22 protein-coding genes, 1 tRNA gene and 1 riboswitch are annotated in these 20,861 nt (G+C 44.0%); of the genes, 21 read left to right on the top strand and 2 right to left on the bottom strand.

Features of this window, described 5'->3' with window-relative positions; genetic code table 11:
* Positions 1 to 76: 76 nt before the first annotated feature.
* Positions 77 to 2,269 (top strand): DNA topoisomerase III, encoded by a 2,193-nt coding sequence (locus tag ACIQXR_RS06120; RefSeq protein WP_402870108.1) that lies wholly within the window; start codon positions 77 to 79, stop codon positions 2,267 to 2,269.
* Positions 2,262 to 2,546, top strand: a complete 285-nt coding sequence (locus ACIQXR_RS06115) for a nitroreductase family protein (RefSeq protein WP_402871297.1) — start codon at positions 2,262 to 2,264, stop codon at positions 2,544 to 2,546. Before ACIQXR_RS06120 ends, ACIQXR_RS06115 begins: the two co-directional genes overlap by 8 nt.
* Positions 2,547 to 2,606: 60 nt before the next feature.
* Here the strand turns inward: ACIQXR_RS06115 and ACIQXR_RS06110 are convergent, their stop codons facing one another.
* Positions 2,607 to 2,768 carry a hypothetical protein gene (locus tag ACIQXR_RS06110; protein WP_402870111.1) on the bottom strand — a complete coding sequence of 54 codons (162 nt, stop codon included), beginning with the start codon at positions 2,766 to 2,768 and terminating at the stop codon, positions 2,607 to 2,609.
* A gap of 497 nt (positions 2,769 to 3,265) precedes the next feature.
* Here ACIQXR_RS06110 and ACIQXR_RS06105 point away from each other — a divergent pair, with 497 nt between their 5' ends.
* Positions 3,266 to 3,955, top strand: a complete 690-nt coding sequence (locus tag ACIQXR_RS06105; protein ID WP_403079755.1) for a YetF domain-containing protein — start codon at positions 3,266 to 3,268, stop codon at positions 3,953 to 3,955.
* 144 nt (positions 3,956 to 4,099) lie between these two features.
* Here the strand turns inward: ACIQXR_RS06105 and ACIQXR_RS06100 are convergent.
* Positions 4,100 to 4,173: transfer RNA gene (locus ACIQXR_RS06100), tRNA-Arg, on the bottom strand.
* A gap of 406 nt (positions 4,174 to 4,579) precedes the next feature.
* On the opposite strand from ACIQXR_RS06100, the gene ACIQXR_RS06095 reads away from it, so the two are divergent.
* The 18 genes from ACIQXR_RS06095 (at position 4,580) to gntK (ending at position 20,842) form a co-directional block, all read left to right on the top strand.
* A complete protein-coding gene (locus ACIQXR_RS06095; protein WP_402870117.1) occupies positions 4,580 to 5,200 on the top strand; it encodes a hypothetical protein in 621 nt (206 codons plus the stop codon).
* Positions 5,197 to 5,793 (top strand): hypothetical protein, encoded by a 597-nt coding sequence (locus ACIQXR_RS06090; RefSeq protein ID WP_402870120.1) that lies wholly within the window; start codon positions 5,197 to 5,199, stop codon positions 5,791 to 5,793. The genes ACIQXR_RS06095 and ACIQXR_RS06090 overlap by 4 nt, the downstream gene beginning before the upstream one ends.
* A 12-nt stretch (positions 5,794 to 5,805) precedes the next feature.
* A complete protein-coding gene (locus ACIQXR_RS06085) occupies positions 5,806 to 6,936 on the top strand; it encodes an ABC transporter substrate-binding protein (protein ID WP_402870123.1) in 1,131 nt (376 codons plus the stop codon).
* Positions 6,937 to 6,950: 14 nt separating this feature from the next.
* Positions 6,951 to 7,949 carry a FecCD family ABC transporter permease gene (locus ACIQXR_RS06080; RefSeq protein WP_402870125.1) on the top strand — a complete coding sequence of 333 codons (999 nt, stop codon included), beginning with the start codon at positions 6,951 to 6,953 and terminating at the stop codon, positions 7,947 to 7,949.
* Complete coding sequence (locus ACIQXR_RS06075; protein WP_402870129.1) at positions 7,946 to 8,794, top strand: ABC transporter ATP-binding protein; 849 nt, start codon at positions 7,946 to 7,948, stop codon at positions 8,792 to 8,794. The genes ACIQXR_RS06080 and ACIQXR_RS06075 overlap by 4 nt, the downstream gene beginning before the upstream one ends.
* 121 nt (positions 8,795 to 8,915) lie before the next feature.
* Positions 8,916 to 9,093, top strand: a riboswitch (cobalamin riboswitch).
* A 166-nt stretch (positions 9,094 to 9,259) separates the two neighbouring features.
* Positions 9,260 to 10,225, top strand: coding sequence for a helical backbone metal receptor (locus tag ACIQXR_RS06070; protein WP_402870132.1), 966 nt, complete (start codon positions 9,260 to 9,262; stop codon positions 10,223 to 10,225).
* On the top strand, positions 10,188 to 11,243 hold the full coding sequence (locus tag ACIQXR_RS06065; protein WP_402870134.1) for a FecCD family ABC transporter permease: 1,056 nt from the start codon (positions 10,188 to 10,190) through the stop codon (positions 11,241 to 11,243). The genes ACIQXR_RS06070 and ACIQXR_RS06065 overlap by 38 nt, the downstream gene beginning before the upstream one ends.
* A 6-nt stretch (positions 11,244 to 11,249) precedes the next feature.
* On the top strand, positions 11,250 to 12,722 hold the full coding sequence (locus tag ACIQXR_RS06060) for a heme ABC transporter ATP-binding protein (protein WP_402870137.1): 1,473 nt from the start codon (positions 11,250 to 11,252) through the stop codon (positions 12,720 to 12,722).
* Positions 12,719 to 13,684: an adenosylcobinamide-phosphate synthase CbiB gene (cbiB, locus tag ACIQXR_RS06055; RefSeq protein WP_402870140.1), complete on the top strand. Its 966-nt coding sequence runs from the start codon at positions 12,719 to 12,721 to the stop codon at positions 13,682 to 13,684. Before ACIQXR_RS06060 ends, cbiB begins: the two co-directional genes overlap by 4 nt.
* The gene (gene cobD / locus ACIQXR_RS06050; RefSeq protein WP_402870145.1) at positions 13,659 to 14,732 is read left to right on the top strand and encodes a threonine-phosphate decarboxylase CobD; all 1,074 of its coding nucleotides are present in this window, start codon (positions 13,659 to 13,661) and stop codon (positions 14,730 to 14,732) included. Before cbiB ends, cobD begins: the two co-directional genes overlap by 26 nt.
* Entirely contained in the window at positions 14,705 to 15,280 is a 576-nt protein-coding gene (locus ACIQXR_RS06045; RefSeq protein ID WP_402870148.1) for a bifunctional adenosylcobinamide kinase/adenosylcobinamide-phosphate guanylyltransferase, read from the top strand. The genes cobD and ACIQXR_RS06045 overlap by 28 nt, the downstream gene beginning before the upstream one ends.
* On the top strand, positions 15,277 to 16,068 hold the full coding sequence (cobS, locus tag ACIQXR_RS06040) for an adenosylcobinamide-GDP ribazoletransferase (protein ID WP_402870151.1): 792 nt from the start codon (positions 15,277 to 15,279) through the stop codon (positions 16,066 to 16,068). Before ACIQXR_RS06045 ends, cobS begins: the two co-directional genes overlap by 4 nt.
* Entirely contained in the window at positions 16,026 to 16,664 is a 639-nt protein-coding gene (locus ACIQXR_RS06035; RefSeq protein ID WP_402870154.1) for a histidine phosphatase family protein, read from the top strand. The genes cobS and ACIQXR_RS06035 overlap by 43 nt, the downstream gene beginning before the upstream one ends.
* Positions 16,598 to 17,026 (top strand): bifunctional adenosylcobinamide kinase/adenosylcobinamide-phosphate guanylyltransferase, encoded by a 429-nt coding sequence (locus tag ACIQXR_RS06030; RefSeq protein ID WP_402870157.1) that lies wholly within the window; start codon positions 16,598 to 16,600, stop codon positions 17,024 to 17,026. The genes ACIQXR_RS06035 and ACIQXR_RS06030 overlap by 67 nt, the downstream gene beginning before the upstream one ends.
* Positions 17,027 to 17,039: 13 nt before the next feature.
* Positions 17,040 to 17,624 (top strand): cob(I)yrinic acid a,c-diamide adenosyltransferase, encoded by a 585-nt coding sequence (locus tag ACIQXR_RS06025; protein WP_402870160.1) that lies wholly within the window; start codon positions 17,040 to 17,042, stop codon positions 17,622 to 17,624.
* A gap of 2 nt (positions 17,625 to 17,626) precedes the next feature.
* A complete protein-coding gene (locus tag ACIQXR_RS06020; RefSeq protein ID WP_402870162.1) occupies positions 17,627 to 18,121 on the top strand; it encodes an ECF transporter S component in 495 nt (164 codons plus the stop codon).
* Positions 18,118 to 18,810 (top strand): AIR synthase related protein, encoded by a 693-nt coding sequence (locus ACIQXR_RS06015; RefSeq protein ID WP_403079736.1) that lies wholly within the window; start codon positions 18,118 to 18,120, stop codon positions 18,808 to 18,810. The genes ACIQXR_RS06020 and ACIQXR_RS06015 overlap by 4 nt, the downstream gene beginning before the upstream one ends.
* Positions 18,811 to 19,297: 487 nt before the next feature.
* Positions 19,298 to 20,842, top strand: coding sequence for a gluconokinase (gntK, locus tag ACIQXR_RS06010; RefSeq protein WP_402870165.1), 1,545 nt, complete (start codon positions 19,298 to 19,300; stop codon positions 20,840 to 20,842).
* Positions 20,843 to 20,861: the final 19 nt, after the last annotated feature.

Genomic DNA, 20,861 nt, shown 5'->3' with positions numbered 1-20,861 from the left:
CCTAGTCCTTTATCGCCCTGACTAAAAATATATGAGATAATGAGAGAATCAGTTTAAAAGGGAAAGGATGTATTTGATGAGTAAAACAGTCGTACTGGCCGAGAAACCATCGGTCGGAAGAGATATAGCAAAAGTGCTGAATTGCGAAAAAAAAGGCAACGGTTATTTGGAAGGAAGTCAGTATATCGTCACCTGGGCGCTTGGTCATTTAGTTACCCATGCAGATCCGGAAACGTATGACGAAAAATACAAAACATGGCGGCTCGAAGACCTCCCTATGTTGCCTCCATCCTTGAAATTGGTCGTAATCAAGCAATCCGGAAAGCAGTTTCAAGCGGTAAAAACACAATTGAACCGCAGTGATGTCAAGGACGTCATCATCGCAACCGATGCAGGACGGGAAGGGGAGCTCGTTGCACGTTGGATTCTGGAAAAAGCGAATGTTAAAAAACCAATCAAGCGGCTCTGGATATCATCGGTAACTGATAAGGCGATTAAGGATGGATTTAACAAGCTGAAGGATGGGAAAGAGTACGAGAATCTATTTGCCTCTGCAGTTGCTCGGGCCGAGGCGGATTGGTTTGTCGGTATGAATGCTACAAGGGCACTGACAACGAAGCATAATGCCCAGTTATCGTGCGGAAGGGTTCAAACGCCTACACTAGCGATGATAGCTGCCAAGGAAAAGGAAATCAAACAATTTCAGCCGAGGAAATTTTATGGCGTTACGGTAACGGCAGAATCTCAACTACGCCTTGTCTGGCAAGACGTCCATTCGAAAGATATACGCACATTCGAAAAGGCAAAGGCAGACAAAGTCCTTGCTGATGTGAAAAACAAAAAGGCTGAAGTGGTGGAAGTGAAAAAAGCCCATAAGAAGAATTTTGCGCCCCAGTTATATGACCTAACTGAGCTACAAAGGGATGCCAATAAGAAATTCGGTTATTCGGCGAAAGAGACACTTTCCATCATGCAACGTTTATATGAAGGACACAAAGTCCTGACCTATCCAAGAACGGACTCGCGTTTCTTAACCTCGGATTTGGTCGAGACGCTGAGAGAAAGATTACAGGCAGTCAGCATCAAGCCATATGCCCAATATGCATCGAGAATCTTGCGTAGCCCGATCAAGGCTAATAAATCATTCGTGGATGACAGCAAGGTGAGTGATCATCATGCCATCATACCTACTGAGCAAACGCCTCTACCGGGTAAATTGAGTGACAAGGAATCGAAAATTTACGACCTTGTCGTCAAACGGTTCCTTGCGGTTCTGATGCCACCATTTGAATATGAGCAAACGACCGTTACCGCAAAAGTGGGCAGTGAAACATTCGTCGCTAAAGGAAAAGTCATCTTGAAATCAGGTTGGAAGGAAGTCTATGATCATCAGTTCGAGGAAGAAGAGGCAAGTGATGGCCTTACAGAGCAATTGCTTCCGACACTCGAGAATGGTGACATCTTAGACATCACGGCAGTGAAACAAACAGAGGGAGAAACAAGACCACCGGAGCCATTCAATGAGGGCACCTTGTTATCTGCAATGGAAAATCCCGCTCGTTTCATGGCTGGGGAAAGCAAGGAACTCATTAAGACGTTGGGGGAAACCGGGGGAATCGGCACCGTTGCGACCCGGGCCGATGTTATTGAAAAATTGTTCAATAGTTTCCTGATTGAAAAACGTGGAAAAGGTCTTCATGTTACCTCAAAAGGTAAACAGCTCCTCGAGTTGGCTCCCGAAGATCTACGTTCGCCAGCGTTGACCGCACAATGGGAACAGAAGCTAACCGCCATTGCTAACGGAACGCTTGATAAGCGTACATTCATTGGGGATATGCGCACCTATGCGAAAAATATCGTTCACGAAATCAAGACGAGTGATCAAAAATTCAAGCATGATAACATTTCCGGCACAAAATGCCCGGATTGCGGCAAGTTGATGCTTGAAGTAAACAGTAAAAAAGGGAAAATGCTCGTTTGCCAAGACCGAGAATGCGGGCATAAAAAAGGTGTTTCACGTGTAACAAATGCAAGATGCCCACAATGCCATAAGAAAATGGAAATGAGAGGGCAAGGAGAAGCACAGACGTTCACATGTAAATGTGGCTTTCATGAAAAGCTTTCTTCATATAACAAACGAAAAGGTCAAAACAAGAATAAGAAAGTGTCTAAAAATGAAGTCTCGAATTATATGAAAAAGCAAAACAAAGAGGAGCCAATCAATACAGCATTAGCGGATGCATTGGCGAAACTGAAATTCGATAAATAATAGGAAAGTCCAGTATCGGAATGATGCTTCAAGAGAAACCAGGGAGAGTATGGCTAATTTTGATGCTGGACTTGTTTCGATGCAGCTTATGCTAATAGCGAAATCTAAGGGATACGACACACTTACAATGGGTGGGTATAATAAACAACAATTCATTGAAAGATTCGATGTGCCTGAACGTTATGTTCCGATTGTCTTAATTGCAAAAGGGAAGGCAGCTTCACCTTCTTTCCAAACTACAAGATTGTCGTTAGATGAAGTAGCGAAGTTCATCTGAATATGAAAAAAGGATGGAGCAGATTTGCTCCATCCTTTTTCTATCATTCATCAATATCAATTAGATTTTATTCAGTACGGTACCTTGTAAATCAAATTCAGGTGTTTTATCGGTCGTCTGTTTGACCGTTTCTAATGGTGTGAGCGCACTGAAGGGCAACTGATCACCTGGACTGAAAATTGCTTCATCATTCTCTGGATTCCATTGGCTGTGAATACTCATGTTGGTATCCTCCTTTGGTGAGAAGATTTGTCATTTTCCTTCATGGTTTTCATCGAATGCTTTACTAGTTTCTAACACTGATCACCTGGACTGAAAATTGCTTCGTCATTCTCTGGATTCCATTGGCTGTAAATACTCATGTTGGTATCCTCCTTTGGATGAGAAGATTTGTATTTTCCTCGTGGTTTTCATGAAAGCTTCACTAGCTTCTAACGCTGATCACCGGGACTAAACACCGCTGCGTCATTCTCTTTGTTCCATTGGCTTCTGATAGTACTCATCTTGCACATCATCTCCTTTGGTGAGAATGTCTTACACTATTTATCTACCCGATTGGGACAAGTTTAAACAATTTTTTTAAAAAAAGTAAAAAAATATACGAGTAATTATTATTTAGAGTCTTGTATTATTTCGCCTTCGAGAAAAATAACCTTTTTACGATATTTATATCAATTGTGGAAATAATATTGTAGAAAAGGGGGAATTGATTTGGGGTTATCGAAATAATCATTAGATCATCATTGTCCTTTGTTATTCTTTTGACTCTAACAAGGGTGATGGAAAGAAAAGAAATCTCAGAGATGACATTCTTCAACTTTGCTTCTGCCATTTCCATCGGTTCAATAGCGGGAAATCTTTCTTTCAACCATCGTTTAAGCATTCAAAATGGTATGGTCGCCTTAATGATATGGAGTTTACTTACGATCTTATCTGGACGAATTGTCATTAAGTCTAAAAAAGCACGAAGAGTAATTGATGGGGAACCCCTTATCATTATCAAAAACGGTAAAATGATGGAAAAACCACTTCGCAAGGTTAACTTGGATGCAGATACGTTAATGGCATTGCTTAGGCAAAAAAGTATATTCTCAATCACTGAAGTGGAATATGCCATTTTTGAAATTACGGGTAAGCTTTCGGTTATGAAGAAAGAACATAAGCAGCCTATCGTAAGAGGCGACATGAATATTGGAAATCTTCAAAAGAACCCTTCGCCCATCATAACAGGCGTTATTTCGGATGGGGTAGTCAACATGGATAACCTGGATCAGTTAAACCTTGATATGAAGTGGTTGAATGGTCAATTAGCTAAAGCTGGTATTACATCAATCTCTGATGTCTTTTATGCTGAAGTTCAATCAGACCGAACACTTTATATGGACATAAAGGAAGGCAGCCTTCATTAAATGGTATGAATAATTGGACAGGCTGGATGTCATATCCCTCTTTTAATAAACAACATACATCAATATTTCTACTTTTATCATTGTTCCAATAAAAAAAACAGCCAAAACCTCCATATTACAAGGTTTTGGCTGTTTTCAATTTAGCGTCCCAGATAGGAATCGAACCTACGACCTACAGCTTAGGAGGCTGTCGCTCTATCCTACTGAGCTACTGGGACATATAAAGGTAACGACGACTTTCTTATTATATTTGTTATTAGTAAACATTTCAAGGTTATAGCCTCTTGTTGCGAAAATATTCATGGGAAATTATCTATATTGACTGCCTTGTAGTGTCTGAATGGCAGTGTGAAGAAGGCGATAAATACCTTTCGCGCCATGCTTTTTCGTTCGACAGAGAAAGGCTAACTACGGTGGAGTCCATCAGTTACCCCACTAGTTTTTTGATAAAACCAACTGGATAAAAGTTTTTGTTGACGATGATAATCATTATCACTTATACTGATAAACATAAATATTCTATCTTGAAGTAATAAATAAAAGTGATTATATCCCGTTAAATCAACATTTGACAATATTTACAATCGAAAAAATATTATATCAATATAAGAAAGATGGTTGATTATGAAACCTATAGCCTATATAAGTACTGATATTCAATTCACAAGACTTAAAGACATCGATCATGAAAATGGTTTGGTTTCTTTGCAATTGTATGATATTCCATTTGCTGATTTCTCGGCATATGCTGGGGTCATCGTGACTAATTTCGTGGAAGAGGCCTTTTTACTTGAACATAAAGAAATCATCGAAAATTATTTGAATGATGGCGGCGTCATTCTTTCCCAAACCGAAAATTTCCTACCTTGGTTACCTGGTTGCGGAAATTGGATGCGTTCTCCGATTTCTTTGAAGGACCGTGAAATCCGCTTGACTGAGCCTGTACATCCTATGTTCGCAGGAATTGACCCTTATGATTTGAATTATAAAAAAGGGGTTCGTGGCTTTTTCTCAAGAGGATATCTTGAGGCTCCAGAACATTCAGAAGTAATCGTTGAAGACCAAGAAGGAAAAGCAATCATTTACATTGACCGAAAAACGACCGGTGGCACGATTGTCGCGGGTGCAGGAACGGATCTGTACCGCTTTGGAATCCAAGAAAATAGTTCGCGTGTGCTACGTCAACAAATTTTGGACTGGATACGCGAAGAGTATGAAGCAAACAAGGGGGAAACAAAGCAATGAAAGTGGCAATCTTAGATAACGGTTATAGTTTCCATCATCGTTTCTTTCAAATGGATGAGTTTGCTTATATGTATGATGATGTGCTTCAACTTCGTCAGCTCCATACATATGATTTAAGTCAATATGACACGCTAATTGTTAATGATCGGATGTCCCTAATGCTTTTAAAACGGTACCAATCGCTTTTCGTGAAGTTCCTTCAAGAGGGAAAACGTCTAGTCGTTTTCGGTGAAGTGCTGGATAATTGGCTTCCTGGTATAGACTGGGAGGAATCTGAAGTGAATTTCAGTTGGTGGGTGAAGGAGCATGGAGATTTACCTTTAATGGCTGAAAATACAGATCATCCTTTATATCAACATGTATCCCTATCAGATATGAAGTGGCATTACCACGGGACGTTCAAAGTTCCGGAAGGGGCAAAATCACTTGTGAATACTCCCGACGGTCGCTCGATCATCTACACCGATGATGTGTCTTATAAAGGCGAATTGATCATTACCACCCTTGATCCAATATTCCACATTGGACTTGGATTCATCGACCAATCTAAACCATTCTTACATGGGATGGCTAAGTGGCTTAGAGAAGGATAAGGAGGAAGTTTTATGAAGAAGAAATGGACAATGTTAGCGGCAACCACTGCGATGGCCGCTTTGATTACGGGCTGTGGAAACTCTGGGGATGATTCGAAAGGCAATACTTCAGAAAAACAGACGACTGCAGAGGAAAAAGTGATTCAAGATCAACTTGGCCGTGATGTAACGGTACCAGGTAAAGTGGAACGTATTGCGGTCGGTGGCATTCTTCCGTACTTCTCGACTTGGTATGTAGCGACGAATTCGACGAAGGAAGTTGTCGGCTTGCATCCTAATGCGTATAATGCCGCGAAAAACTCGATTCTTTCTGAAATATCACCCGATATTTTAAAGGCAGATACATCATTCATTAAAAATGGCGAAGTGAACGTGGAAGAATTGATGAAAGTCAATCCGCAACTTTACTTTGAAAAAGCACAGGACCAAAAGTCCATAAACAAATTAGAAGATGCAGGTGTTTCGGTTGTGGCACTCAACCCTATGGATGCAGCAGCTGCGGAGCCATTGGCTACCTTCAACAGTTGGTTGGAACTGACTGGGGAAATTACGGGCACTACCGAAAGAACGGACAAGTTCTTGGAAAAAGGCCAAGCCGTGCAAGCCGAATTGGATAAGAAATTAGATGGCATTAAAGATAAAGACAAGCCTAGAGCATTGATCCTCTATCAGCACAGTGATAAAAGCATCATGGTCGGTGGGAAGAACTTCTTTAGTAACCAATGGTTAAATGCTACAGGGGCCTATGATATAGCAGCAGAAGAAGTTACAGGAACAAAAGAAGTCAATATGGAACAAATCTACAAATGGAACCCGGATATCATCTACATTACGAACTTTTCGACAACTCAGCCTGAAGACCTAACGAACAATACAGTGAACGGACAAGATTGGAGTCAGGTCAGTGCTGTACAAGAAGGAAATGTATATAAAATTCCGCTGGGCATCTATAGATGGTTCCCACCAAGCGGTGATGCACCTCTTATGTTAAAATGGATGGCTCAGAAAAATCATCCCGAGCTATTTGATTATGATATGAAGGATGAAATCACGGATTACTACTCAGAGTTCTATGATTATGATGTAACGGAAGAACAAGTAGAGAACATTCTTCACCCATCTTCCGAAGCCGCAAAACAGTAAAGTAGGGAATGAAAATGAAAAAATGGAAAACGGTCCTCTTCTGGATATTGCCCATTGCGATGGTTCTCCTATCATTGAGCATCGGACGCTTTGGAATGGACTTAGGGACTCAAATTAAAATATTGCTTTCAACCGTGTTTCCAATCGAGCCAACATGGACACAGATGGAAGAAACAGTGGTCCTTCAAATACGTCTGCCACGAATTTTACTGGCCTTGTTAATCGGTGCGGGCCTATCGATTGCAGGCGCCTCTTTCCAAGGGATGTTCGGCAACCCCTTGGTCAGTCCCGATATCCTAGGAGTGTCTGCAGGTGCTGGGTTCGGTGCTTCCCTTGGGATTTTATTATTGGGACATGGTTTTGCATCTCAAGTCTTGGCACTTGGCTGTGGTTTAGCCGCCATCGTTTTCACGTTCATAATCAGCGGCAAAAAAGATTCACCGGTCTTCATGCTTGTTTTGGCTGGGGTTGTCACCTCCGCCCTTTTCCAAGCGTTGATCTCGTTAATTAAGTTTGTCGCCGACCCTGAGGAAAAGCTGCCAGCCATCACATACTGGTTAATGGGAAGCCTTGGAACGGCCACATACAAGGATTTATATGTGGGTGGACCAATCATCCTTGTCGGCATCGTGATTTTGTATTCACTACGCTGGAGAATCAATTTACTGACCTTACCTGAGGATGAAGCAAAATCGCTAGGTATCCCGGTCACTAGATTGAAGTGGACGGTCATTCTTGGTGCGACGTTAATTACGGCTTCTTCTGTAGCGATAGCCGGTATCATTGGCTGGGTTGGATTGATTATCCCTCATGTGGCAAGAATGCTCGTCGGGAACAACAATCAACTTGTCTTACCGGTATCCCTATCGATTGGTGGTGCCTATTTACTCCTGATCGATAACCTGGCACGTTCTGTAACGGCTACGGAAATTCCGCTATCGATATTGACAGCCATTATCGGCGCACCATTCTTTGCGATTCTACTTAGAAAGACAGGAGGTGGGTGGTCATGAAAATCGAGGTGCAGGGAGGGAATTTTTTCTATGCTAAAAAAAGAGAGAAAGCTCCTTTTCTTTACCAGAGCGACATTGACTTTTCGTTGAATGACGGAGAAATCATGGCGATCCTTGGCCCGAACGGTGCCGGTAAAACCACGATGCTGAAGTGTATCACCGGCCTTCTTGATTGGAAAAAGGGTCAAACGCTCATCGACGGAAAGCCGCTTACTGCGCTATCACGCAAAACGATCTGGAAACGAATCGGTTATGTTCCTCAGGCACATAAAATGGTTTTCGGATTTACTTTGGAAGAGCTTGTCATTATGGGAAGGGCGCCTTATATCAGTACGCTGTCCCAGCCTTCTGCAAAGGACCGGGAGGCTGCCATCGCTGCTCTTGAAATGGTTGGCATTGCTCACCTTGCCAAAAAGTCCTGTAATTCCGTCAGTGGTGGGGAATTGCAGCTGGCCTTGATTGCCCGGACGCTTGTATCGGACCCGGATGTATTGATTCTTGATGAGCCAGAATCGCATCTTGATATTCAAAAGCAAATCGTGATTTTACAGACACTAAAGCGGTTATCGAAAGAGAAGAACATTTCTTGTATCATAAACACGCATTATCCGAACCACGCATTCTACTTGGCTGACCATGTTTTAATGACTGCCAAGGAAAAGCGTGTGGTGTATGGCGAAGTCCGCGAAGTGATGACGGAAGCCCGGATGAAAGAGTACTTTGGAATCGAAATGAAGAAAATCATTTATGAGGAAGAGGATGACTTTTTGATTGAAACGATGGTGCCGAAAGATCTAGGTCTTTTACGTGATCAAAGTACATGCCGTTTTAATAGTGACATCTAAAGCTATAGAAGGCAGCCATGTGATGGTTGCCTTTTTGCGTTCCAAATCTTAATTTAAAGTAATCTGAAATATCATATAATACGATTTCCTAAATGGTGTATAATGAAAGGCAGTGAAATTATATACATATGAACAATTTGGTGTCTGTAAGGACTTGAAAGGGAAGTTGGTGAAATGCCAACGCGGTCGCGCCACTGTAAATGGGAGTTAACGGATGTATACCACTGTATGAATAATATGGGAAGGTGCCGTTAGCAATGACCATGAGCCAGGAGACCTGCCAAAATTGTACACCGGTAACCACGCGGATGGGGAGGTGTGTGGCAGAGCTATGTCCCTTTTTTGTTCCGTTGCCATACATGCATCCTCCGTTTTGATGGGGGATGCTTTTTTGTATGTCTTTTGATATTCGCAACACATGTGTGAAGGTCCAGAAATGAACTCAAAAATGATGGAGGTTTTAAGATGAGGAAGATATATAGTTTCATGCTTGTGATGGGATTGATGGTCGGTATACTGGTTGGCTGTAACGATGCCTCCCAGGATAGAACAGGAGAAAACCAGTCGACAAAACAAGCTGTTAACCAGGGCTTCCCGCTTTCGTTAAAAGATGCAGTGGGTAACAAAGTCACCATCGAGCAGAAACCAGAAAAAATTGTTTCATTAATCCCAAGTAATACAGAAGCGGTCTTTGCGCTAGGTTCGGGTGAGAAAGTGATTGGAGTGTCTGAAAATGACAATTACCCGGAAGAAACGAAAGATATTCAGAAGATAGGTGGAATGGAAATAGATACAGAGATGATTTTAGCCTTGCAGCCTGATATCGTTCTTGCTCATGAGAGTGCCCATAATTCCAAAGAAGGAATCCAACAGCTTAAGGATGCGGGTATTCCAGTTATAATCGTGAATGATGCTAAAAGCTTTAAAGAAGTGTATACGTCTATCGAGATGATTGGAACGGCAATAGGGGAACTGGATAAGGCAAAGGAAATCGTCAAGACGATGCAGACCAAGCTGGAAAAGATCAAAGAAAAGGCTAAGGCAATCAAGAGTGAGGATAGAAAAAGTGTTTTTGTAGAGGTTTCACCGTCACCTGAAATCTATACAACGGGAAAAAATACTTTCATGGATGAAATGCTGGACATCATTTCAGCGGATAATGTCGCAGGTGAATTGGATGGCTGGGTAAAACTCGATGAAGAGTCGATGATAGCGGCCAACCCGGATGTCATCATTACAACCTATGGTTATTACACAGGAGATCCAGTCAAAGAGGTAACGGGAAGAAATGGATGGGCCGACATTCAGGCAGTTAAGAATGGTGAGGTTTTCGATGTCCATTCAGATATTGTCACTCGTTCCGGTCCTAGGCTTATAGAGGGAGTAGAGGAACTTGCCAAATCAGTCTATCCGAACGTATTTAAAAACTAAACGGGCATTGGCCTATGTATTTGCCCTATCATTTTTGGTTATTTCGATATTGATCGGTATTTCCTTAGGATCGGTTTCCGTTCCTATACCAGTGCTTTTGCAAATCATTGGCAGGGAAGTCCTTCATTTGCCCCTGGCCATGGAACCGGATGGGACACTGACGAATATCGTGATGAACATCCGCCTGCCGAGGGTCGTGCTTGCAGGTTTGGTTGGGGCATCCCTTGCAATAGCAGGGGCAGCATTTCAGGGATTGCTCAGGAATCCCCTAGCTGACCCCTATACCCTGGGAATATCCTCAGGGGCTTCGCTTGGCGCAGTATTAACGTTGTTTTTGAATTTGTCACTGCCGTTTTTTGGCCTATATACACTGCCTACATTAAGCGTTCTTTTTTCATTGTTGACGATTTTTTGCGTATTGACCTTTGCAAGAAAAATGGATCGTTCCATGAAGGTAGAAACGATTATTTTAACCGGTATCATTTTCAGCTCGTTTTTAAGTGCTTTCATCTCATTGATGATTGCATTGACGGGTGAGGAGTTAAGGCAAATCATCAGCTGGCTGATGGGAAGTGTCTCGATGCGTGGTTGGAGTCATGTCACGATCATTTTGCCATTTTTCCTCCTTGGTTCTCTCGTTTTGATGATGAACACCCACGAATTGAATGCCATGACATTTGGGGAAGACCGTGCGAGGCACCTAGGCGTGAATGTTCAGCGGAGGAAGATGCTGATTCTGATCGCCGGCTCGATACTGACAGGGGCTGCCGTAGCCGTATCAGGGACGATTGGCTTTGTAGGGCTGGTCATCCCCCATTTGGTCCGCAGGATTTGGGGGCCAGACCATACGCATCTGTTGCCATTATCATTGATTGTGGGAAGCGGATTTTTAATATTGGCTGATCTGGTGGCACGAACGATCATCGCACCGACAGAATTGCCGATAGGTGTTATTACTTCGCTTATCGGTGCGCCGGCATTCGCATTTATTTTATTAAAGAGACGGAGAGAAGGGTAGAAGTGTATGCTTGAAGTTAAAGGGTTAACAGGAGGATATGATAATAAAACGGTTTTGGACTCCGTCTCATTTGATGTGAAAAAAGGAGAATTATTCGGTATTCTTGGTCCGAATGGAAGTGGGAAAACGACGCTATTGGGGATGCTTAGCGGTATCCTGCCGTATCAGGTGGGAACCATCGATATTAAGGGGAAAGACCTGAAGGGATATTCGTCCAAACAACTGGCACAGGTCATCGCCGTTTTGCCGCAGCATTCCTCATTGGCTTTTTCCTATACAGTAAAAGAGACCGTTTCCCTTGGGCGATATGCGCATCAAACAGGGTGGTTTCATAGTTGGACGTCTGAAGACGAAGAAATCGTTCAACGCGTGATGATACAAACGGGAGTGGCAGTCTTTCAGGAAATGCATTTTGAATGTTTGTCAGGCGGGGAAAGACAACGTGTTTTGTTGGCACAAGCTCTTGCACAAGAACCGGAAATCCTTTTTCTCGACGAACCGACGAACCACCTGGATCTGTCTTATCAAAAAGAACTTCTTGATTTGATGAGGAAAATGGCTAAGGAACAACAATTGACGGTCATTTCAATTTTTCACGACTTGAACTTGGCTGGCTTATATTGCGATCGCCTGATGTTGCTTGAAAAAGGGCGAGTCCAAGTGATTGACGTGCCGAATGAAGTGCTTCAGCAGGAGCGGATTCAGGAGGTATATAGGACAAAGATCGAAAAACATCCTCATCCTGCCTTACCTAAGCCGCAAATGTTCATTGTACCCGAGAAGCATACAGGAGAGCTGGACCCTTTGGAGATCAATGAAAGTTATCTGAACCAGGCTCCGGAATTCCTTCATTTAAGTTCACCCATTCCGCTTAGAACCATGTCATCCGGCGTAACTGGTTCGGGAACGGGGTGGCATCAGCACTTTGTTAATCGACATGTCCACTACGATTACAATTGTGATGACCATATTGCTGAAATGGCTGACTATTTGAAGACATACGGATTTGAACCGCAGGAAACCGTCGGAATGATGACGGCCGTGTTTTTGGATACAGTGTCATATCGACTTCTAAGAGATGAGGATTTTTCGATATTCATCATGGTAACAGCGGGGGTAGGGAATGCCATCGATGCCTCTTTGGCAGACAGGCATTCATGGACTTCATCGCCGGGTACGATCAATACCTGGGTTTTCGTGAATGGCCATTTGGCGGAAGAAGCGTTCATTCACTGTATCGTGACAGCTACCGAGGCGAAGGTTAAAGCGCTTCATGACCTACATGTCTTAGATCAGGTGACAAACACATGGGCGACTGGAACATCGACGGATAGCATCTTGATTGCAGCCACACAAAGAGGAACCACCCTCCGTTATGCGGGTACCATCACGCCTCTCGGGAAGTTAATTAGCCGTGGCGTTTATGACTGTACAGTGGAAGCGATTGAAAATAGTAGGAAACGGATTGAAAGCTTATGATTTTTCACCATCTTTATGCAATCACATTGGCATTTATCCTAGATTTGGTCATTGGCGACCCTCCTGATTGGCCACACCCGGTTAAATGGATAGGTTCGCTTATCAATAAACTTGATGAAGCTCTCAACAAAGGGACAAGAAAGAAGCGGAATGGACTGTTCATGCTACTGCTCATCTTGCTGCTCGTGTTGGCGGCCACAGGCATCACCGTCTATTTAGCGTATAGAATCCATCCTGCTGCCGGTATCATCTGGGAAGCGCTACTCATTTCCACCACGATCGCTCAAAAGAGTTTAAGACGGGCGGGAATGGATGTTTATCGACCATTGAATACACGGGATATGGCCAAGGCGAGGCGGAAGCTTTCTTATATTGTGGGCCGTGATACGGCAGATCTAGATGAACCGGAAATTGTTCGGGGTACCGTTGAAACGGTAGCGGAAAACACGAGTGACGGTATTACGGCTCCCCTGTTTTGGGCTGCCATCGGAGGCGCGCCACTTGCCATGATGTATAGGGCAATCAATACATGCGACTCCATAGTCGGATACCAAAATGATAAATATGCTGACTTCGGATGGGCTTCTGCCAAGCTTGACGATCTAGTGAACTGGATTCCGAGCCGTTTAACCGGTTTTTTGATGCTGATTGGATCAAAGTCAGTCCATAACGGCTGGAAGGGGCGGTGGGCTATATTATTCAAGGATGCCCATAAGCACCCAAGTCCGAACAGTGGGTGGTGCGAAGCGGGTGTTGCAGCCATCCTGGGCGTTCAACTGGGCGGAAGGAATATGTACAAAGGTGTGGTGTCCAATCGAGCTAGAATGGGCCTTCCAATTGTTCCGCTAGAAGCGATTCATATAAAAAAAACGATTACCATCATGCATCGGACTTCTTTTTTATTCCTGTTGATGCTTTGGTTAGGAGGACTTTTATTTGCAATTACCAACTCATGGCTCTAATCCGCATTATCTTTACAAAGCACTGGGAATCGAAATGCCACAATCGTATGTGGACTTCAGTGCCAATATCAACCCATTGGGTCCACCCTCTAGTATAAAACAGAGATGGTCGGGGTTTTTTGAGGGTATCCTCGACTACCCAGATCCACATGCCGTAGAGCTGACACATATGATAGCAAAAAAAGAAGCACTTCCTGAAGATTCTGTACTTGTTGGAAACGGAGGAGCGGAAATCATAACGCTTGTGGCGAAAGAACTGGCGAATAAACGAGTGTTAATCATACAACCAGCCTTTGCCGAATATGCCGAATCTTGTTTGGCAGCAGGTTGCGAGGTCGACTTTTTTCAACTGGAAGCGCCCAGGTGGGAACTGGACTTGGATCGATTACGTCCGCTTTTGCCTGAGTATGCTGCCATCTTTTTATGTACGCCCAATAATCCGACTGGCATTTCTTATAAGGAGGAGACAGTACGGGAACTAATCGAAGCATGCCAAAAAGCCCAATGCATGATGGTGCTGGATGAGGCCTTTTATGATTTTACGGATAATGCCTTTTCCTATGCACCTCTTATTCGGGAGTTTCCTCATTTGCTCATTTTACGATCAATGACGAAAATTTTCGCGATACCTGGATTAAGGCTGGGTTACCTATTGGCAGACCCGACCATTATTACACGGGCCAAGACCTTCAAACCACATTGGAGCGTCAACCATATCGCCCTGGAGGTAGGCAAACTCTGTTTGGCAGAAGAAGCATATATGAGTAGAACAAGAGCATATATTCAAAGGCAAAAAAGGGATTTATTCCGCTTTTATAAGGAACTGGATATCGAGGTCTCTGAAAGTACGGTGAATTTTTACTTAGTGAGGGACGAGTCTCTTTCCCTGTTTCCCTTTTTACTGAAAAGGGGCATCGTGCCGCGCCATACTTATAATTTTCCTGGTTTGGATGGCAGGTGGCTCCGGTTTGCAGTGAAAAGTGAGCAGGATAATAAGGCATTGATGGAGGCGGTAAAACAGTGGAAAACTCTAGGCTCTATTTTATAACGGGGGGCGTTCGAAGTGGTAAAAGCAGCTTTGCAGAAAAAAAGGCGGTGGAGCTTGCCATTCAATCGGGCGGCAACCTACATTATCTTGCTTGTGGCCGGAGTTCTGATGCCGAAATGGAAGAGCGGATTAATAGGCACCGTCAGGACAGGCATAGAAGTCCGCTTGCATGGAGGACATCGGAATATGCAACGGATGTTACCCGAATAGGGAAGGACTTGGATGCAAAATCAATCGTCTTGCTTGATTGCCTGACGACGTTGCTCGATAATGAATTATTCCTGCCTAATGTGCCCCTTACAGAGGATTTTTTACATAAAGTATTCAACAAAATAATCAAGGGCATCGGTGAAATCAGGAAGGAAGCTCAAAGCCTGATTATCGTAAGCAATGAAGTGGTACAGGAGCCCATTTTTCAAGATGAATTTCTACATACATACGGAAAAGTGCTCGGATTGCTTCATCAAGCGATCGTTGAAAGGGCAGATGAGGCCTATCTTGTCGAATCAGGTGTCCCTCTAAGGATGAAAGCGGGTATCCCTGAATGAATAGCTGGATTGGATTCTTAATTAACTTGCAATTTTTTACGGTGTTTCCCATAAAGAAACAACTTCCAATGGATAAGAAGTATATTCACCGGGCGATCCAAACGTTTCCTTTGGTCGGATTGTTTCTAGGTCTGATATTAGGAGGAGTGCTATACGGGCTTGTGGAATGGACACCATTTTCCCCCCTAGCCATTGCGTTTGTGCTATGGGTATTAACGATTGCCCTAACAGGTGGGTTGCACCTTGATGGTTGGATTGATGCAAGTGACGCCTTCTTTTCGTACCAAGATAAAGAACGACGACTGGAGATCATGAAGGACTCCAGGACCGGTGCATTTGGTGTCATTTCTGTCATTGTGCTGTTAGCTGCCCGCTTTATATGGATGTATGAAATCATCGAACGGATCAATGAATGGACTTATTTTTTGATTATCATGGTTCCCTTTCTAAGTAAATGCGTGATGGGCTATTTACTTAGCCGGATGCAGTTGGCTAAAAAAGAGGGACTGGGCGCCTTTTTCCAAAGTGCAGTCAGGAAAAACAGCTTGCACATATATTGGATTTACCTGCTTTTAAGTTTTGCGATAGCTTATTTAATCGATATCAACCTCATGGCTTTATTCGCGATCATGGGGATCGCCGCACTACTCTTTCTCCTTTATATAAAACGGAAAATCATCCGTTGGTTCGGTGGAATAACGGGTGATGTGCTGGGCGCGTCAGTTGAAGGAGTGGAGGTGTGGTTATGGCTGATTCTGTGGCTATTACACTACTTCGCCATGGGTTGACGGAAGCCAATGAGCGAAAAGCCTATTTAGGGTGGACGGATTCTCCCTTAAGCATAAAAGGAAAAAGGGATATCGAGGAATGGAAGCAATACTATCCAAGATATGAAAGGATTCATTCAAGCGACTTACTTAGGTGCATGGAAACATCAAGGCATCTGTTCCCGGAGGTTGATCCAGTGGGATGGCCTGCTTTCCGTGAAATGAATTTCGGCAGGTGGGAAGGCCGAACTTATGAAGAACTGAAGACGAATGCTGATTATCAAAAATGGCTGGAGGATCCCATGGTGGCAGCTGTTCCTAAAGGGGAGAGTTATCCTGAGTTTTCCAGGCGGGTTCATAATGGCTGGGCCCGGTTGATCGCGGATGAGGATAGCTCCACGTATGCGGTGATGACTCATGGAGGTGTGATACGTGAGCTCCTTGCCCGTTATGCACCGGTGGAAAAGCCCTTTTGGGATTGGTCGATACCCCATGCGAAGGGGTATGAGCTGATTTGGGAAAACAAAGAAAGGTTGAGGAGGGGTGAACGTTGCACTTTGTTACAGGAGGTGCCTATAATGGGAAAACTAAATGGGTCAAGCAATTTTACGGGTTGAATACTGAGGGTCTATGGCTATCAGGCTATCAAAACGACCAACCGGATTTCAGAGATTTTCAAAAGGATATCGTCGTGCTACAGGGAATCGATGCGTGGATTGGGCAGGATGTGAATATGATGGATGTGGAGTCAATCCGAAAGAAGTGGAAGGAAATCCTGGACGGCTGGCGAATATGGGAGAAAGAAGAAAGCGGTCGCACATGTGTTATCATCGGTTCGGATCTATCAAAAGGCATCGTTCCAATCGAAAAAAAGAACCGTCAATGGCGTGATGCATGCGGATGGATCTTTCAAGATGTGGCAACCATTTCTACACGCGTGGATATCATTTGGTATGGAATCAATCAACGAATTAAATAGAGGAGGAATAGAGATGAAAATATATACACGTACAGGTGATAAAGGGCAAACAAGCGTAATCGGGGGCCGTTTGGATAAGGATGATATCCGTGTTGAATCTTACGGGACTGTGGATGAAGTGAATAGCTATATTGGGCTTGCCGTAACTGAATTGGATTCGGCGCTTTTTGAAGATGTACTAGTAGATTTGGAAAAGATCCAACATGAGCTATTTGACTGCGGTGGTGATTTGGCGACCGTTTCTGATAAAGCCCCTCAAAAGTTGACGGATGAGGCGATTACATACTTAGAAGAACGAATCGATGCCTTCATCGTCGAAGCCCCTGAATTGGAAAAGTTCATATTGCCAGGTGGTACAAAAGCGGCTGCAACAATCCATATAGCACGTACCGTTACAAGAAGGGCTGAACGATTGGTGGTTTCCTTGATCAAATCGGGTGCAGCGGTGTCTCCTCTTTCCCTGCAATATTTAAATCGGTTATCGGATTATTTCTTTGCGGTCGCACGAGTGATCAACTTCCGCCTTGGTGTGAAGGATGTCGAATATGCCCGTAGTGCTAACGTATTCCGCGGAGGAAAAAGAAAGGAAAAGGAATAAACATGAACGCAAGAAAAATCACCATGAGTTCCATGTTCATCGCCTTATCGTTGGTCGGGGCGATGATCAAGATTCCTTCCCCAATTGGAAGTATAGCTTTCGATAGCTTTCCGGCACTATTGGCGGCTGTTGCATTAGGCCCGATTACGGGAGGAATCGTGGCTGGTTTAGGCCATATCTTATCTGCCTTGATTGGCGGCACGCCACTTGGTCCTTTTCATTTCTTAATCATGTTGGAAATGGCAGTCCTTGCTTGGATGTTTGGTGTCCTATATGACCACGATAAGAAAATAAGCGCTTTTTCCTTTTTCTTTTTAGGTAATGCCTTCATCTTAGGATTACCTTTCGCATTCTTGGTTAGCACTGAGTTTTACATGATGTTGGTACCTTCCTTAACGGCGGCTACAGCATTGAATGTATTCTTGAGCATTCTTTTGATTCCTCGTCTCGTGCCAGTCTTGAAAAAGGTGTTCATACGAGAAGGAATGATTGGATGATGGATTCACTGATCTTGCCGTTCAATGATTCCCAGTCCTTGGTTATCTCAACAGATAATAGTGGTGGAATCGGGCTGAAGGAAAAAGATCTTGTTCATGTCCCATATGAGGTGGTCGGCTATTACTCTTTTCGGGTAGCGGTCATGGAATGTTTGGCCTCCGGTGGGAGCCCAATCGCTGTCGTCCTTCAAAACTTCTGTGGCGATGAGGCCTGGGGAAGTTTGACGAAGGGTGTGAGGAAGGGAATGGATGAAATAGGGTTAGACCTGTCCATTACTGGCAGTACAGAGAGTAACATGCCCCTCCAACAATCCGCATTAGGGTTGATGGTCATTGGAAAACAGGAAAAAGGGTTGGGTTCGAAGGAAACTTCCAATCGGAAAATGGCCATTGTCGGCAGGCCGTTGGTTGGCGACGAGGTTATGGAACAACAGCAGTGGGTTGCACCTTTATCCCTCTTTAAATGGTGCTCCGAACTTGAAGGGGTCCGCCTCCTTCCTGTAGGTTCGAAAGGCATTGCCTATGAATGGGAGCAGCTGGATCCACAAGGTGGGGGAATACCCGAACGGATAAAGAGTCGTGTAGATATCGAGAAATCATCGGGTCCATCTACCAGTTTTTTGATCACCTATCCTGAAAGCCTAGAAGCGGACATTTTCCAACGTTGCGGTCCGCTTATTCTCGTGTGATGGTACATATGTATATAAAGGGAGAGACCTGATTTGCGCCGAGTAGGGTCCCTCCCTTTTTCGTCTAGTAAGCGCCCTTGATGATCCTATAATTCATCTTATGAGTTGGAGTAATTAGGGAAACACTCATAATATTACGGAGCTGTTTGTTAAAGATCCGTTCATATGGCTAAGCTACTGGAATGGTTGAGTGATTCTAATTCTAAGGCCATTTTACATCCCTGCACCCTATGACTCTATTGGGGGACCTGATTTTACGAAACCCGCTTTTTACCGGATTAGGCTTTGTTTCTTCCTTTACATGGGTCTACGCAAAGGGTTTTAATAAAGAAGAACATAGCAGCGTATTCTATTTGGCCCGACCTGTATCTAGTAATTGATGATACATGTATGAATCGAAAATGGGGACGGCATTTCAGTCGTTTCGCTTATCCTAATCTTACTATTGGATACAATTGTTTAAGAGAAAGGAGCACGATGTAATAGCATGAAACATTCTAATTATATGATGGGAATCGATATTGGGACAACAAGTACAAAAGTGGTTCTTTTTACGAAAGACGGTAAGGTAGTGCAAACATGTTCTAAGGGATATCCATTGAACAGTCCCACACCGTCCGTTGCAGAACAGGACCCTGAAGAAATCTATAAGGCGGTCTTGCTGACAGTCGGTGAGGTCATGATTGCAAGTGGGATTGAAAAAGAAGAATTGGGGTTTATTTCGTTTAGCTCGGCCATGCATAGTTTGATTGCCATGGATACAGGCGGAAACCCACTAACCAACAGCATTACATGGGCTGATAATCGAAGTGCAGCCTATGCCGAGGAACTGAAGGCATCAAGTCAGGGAGAGGCATTATACCATAGGACGGGGACACCGATTCATCCGATGTCACCCATCACGAAAATCATGTGGCTTAGAAATGAACACCCTGTAATTTTTAACAAAACGGATAAATTTCTAGGCATTAAAGAATATATCATTTATAAATTTTTCAATGAATATGTGATGGACTATTCTATGGCTTCAGCAACAGGCCTGTTCAACTTGAAAACGATGGAGTGGGATGAGGAAGCATTGGTGATTGCCGGAATCGGTTCGGACAAACTACCAAGGCTTGTGCCGACGACCCATATCCTTTCCAACTTGAGTGAGGGATTGGCTGCGAACATGAATATTTCCCCTGATACACCAATGGTCATTGGTGCCAGTGACGGGGTACTAGCTAACTTGGGGCAAAATGCCATCAAACCGGGTATATTTGCGGTAACGATTGGCACAAGTGGAGCGGTCCGTACCGTCAGTGACCATCCGCTTACGGATCCAAAAGGGAGAACGTTTTGTTATGCCCTTACTGAAAAGCATTGGGTCATTGGCGGACCGGTCAATAATGGCGGGATTACCTTCCGATGGGCCAAGGACCAACTTGGTCGGGAGGAAATTGCGAGGGCGAAAGTATTGGGCCAGGACCCTTACGAAATCCTGACCGAAATGGCAACGCATATCGCCCCTGGTTCTGACGGGTTGATTTTCCATCCATATATGGCTGGGGAAAGGGCGCCGTTATGGAGCGCTGATGCGAGAGGCTCCTTCTTTGGATTGGCTCTTCACCATACCCGTGATCATATGGTCCGATCTGTACTTGAAGGCGTGATGTATAACTTATATAGTGTGCTGCTCACTGTAGGGGAATTGACCGGGGCCCCGAAAAAAATCCATGCGAGTGGCGGCTTTGTCCGTTCCAAGCTTTGGCGTCAAATTATGGCTGATATATTTAACCAGCATGTGAAGATTCCTGAAAGCTTTGAAAGTTCGAGTCTAGGGGCTGCCATTCTTGGTCTCTACGCTTTAGGGGAAATCGAAAGTTTGGATGCGGTGGAGGATATGGTCGGTAACACCCATGAGCTCGAGCCCATTGAGGCAAATGTGGAAATATACCAAGAACTCATGTCGATTTACCTGTCCGTTTCCCGAAAATTAGAAGGAGATTACAGGCGAATTGCCGACTTCCAACGTCGACATTTAGAGTGATGCGACAAAAGCACAGCTG

The sequence above is a fragment of the Peribacillus sp. NPDC097224 genome (genome assembly GCF_044761985.1).
In the GTDB taxonomy this organism is placed as follows: Bacteria; Bacillota; Bacilli; order Bacillales; family DSM-1321; genus Peribacillus.
This window is presented reverse-complemented; position numbering and strand designations above follow the sequence as displayed.

What these genes read in the sequence shown, in the direction of transcription:
- gntK (WP_402870165.1), top strand. Translation starts at nt 19,298, where the DNA reads ATGAAACATTCTAATTATATGATGGGAATCGATATTGGGACAACAAGT.
- ACIQXR_RS06020 (WP_402870162.1), top strand. Translation starts at nt 17,627, where the DNA reads ATGAACGCAAGAAAAATCACCATGAGTTCCATGTTCATCGCCTTATCG.
- ACIQXR_RS06060 (WP_402870137.1), top strand. Translation starts at nt 11,250, where the DNA reads ATGCTTGAAGTTAAAGGGTTAACAGGAGGATATGATAATAAAACGGTT.
- ACIQXR_RS06085 (WP_402870123.1), top strand. Translation starts at nt 5,806, where the DNA reads ATGAAGAAGAAATGGACAATGTTAGCGGCAACCACTGCGATGGCCGCT.
- ACIQXR_RS06035 (WP_402870154.1), top strand. Translation starts at nt 16,026, where the DNA reads ATGGCTGATTCTGTGGCTATTACACTACTTCGCCATGGGTTGACGGAA.
- ACIQXR_RS06070 (WP_402870132.1), top strand. Translation starts at nt 9,260, where the DNA reads ATGAGGAAGATATATAGTTTCATGCTTGTGATGGGATTGATGGTCGGT.
- ACIQXR_RS06015 (WP_403079736.1), top strand. Translation starts at nt 18,118, where the DNA reads ATGATGGATTCACTGATCTTGCCGTTCAATGATTCCCAGTCCTTGGTT.
- ACIQXR_RS06075 (WP_402870129.1), top strand. Translation starts at nt 7,946, where the DNA reads ATGAAAATCGAGGTGCAGGGAGGGAATTTTTTCTATGCTAAAAAAAGA.
- ACIQXR_RS06095 (WP_402870117.1), top strand. Translation starts at nt 4,580, where the DNA reads ATGAAACCTATAGCCTATATAAGTACTGATATTCAATTCACAAGACTT.
- ACIQXR_RS06090 (WP_402870120.1), top strand. Translation starts at nt 5,197, where the DNA reads ATGAAAGTGGCAATCTTAGATAACGGTTATAGTTTCCATCATCGTTTC.
- ACIQXR_RS06080 (WP_402870125.1), top strand. Translation starts at nt 6,951, where the DNA reads ATGAAAAAATGGAAAACGGTCCTCTTCTGGATATTGCCCATTGCGATG.
- cbiB (WP_402870140.1), top strand. Translation starts at nt 12,719, where the DNA reads ATGATTTTTCACCATCTTTATGCAATCACATTGGCATTTATCCTAGAT.
- cobS (WP_402870151.1), top strand. Translation starts at nt 15,277, where the DNA reads ATGAATAGCTGGATTGGATTCTTAATTAACTTGCAATTTTTTACGGTG.
- ACIQXR_RS06120 (WP_402870108.1), top strand. Translation starts at nt 77, where the DNA reads ATGAGTAAAACAGTCGTACTGGCCGAGAAACCATCGGTCGGAAGAGAT.
- ACIQXR_RS06025 (WP_402870160.1), top strand. Translation starts at nt 17,040, where the DNA reads ATGAAAATATATACACGTACAGGTGATAAAGGGCAAACAAGCGTAATC.
- ACIQXR_RS06110 (WP_402870111.1), bottom strand. Translation starts at nt 2,768, where the DNA reads ATGAGTATTCACAGCCAATGGAATCCAGAGAATGATGAAGCAATTTTC.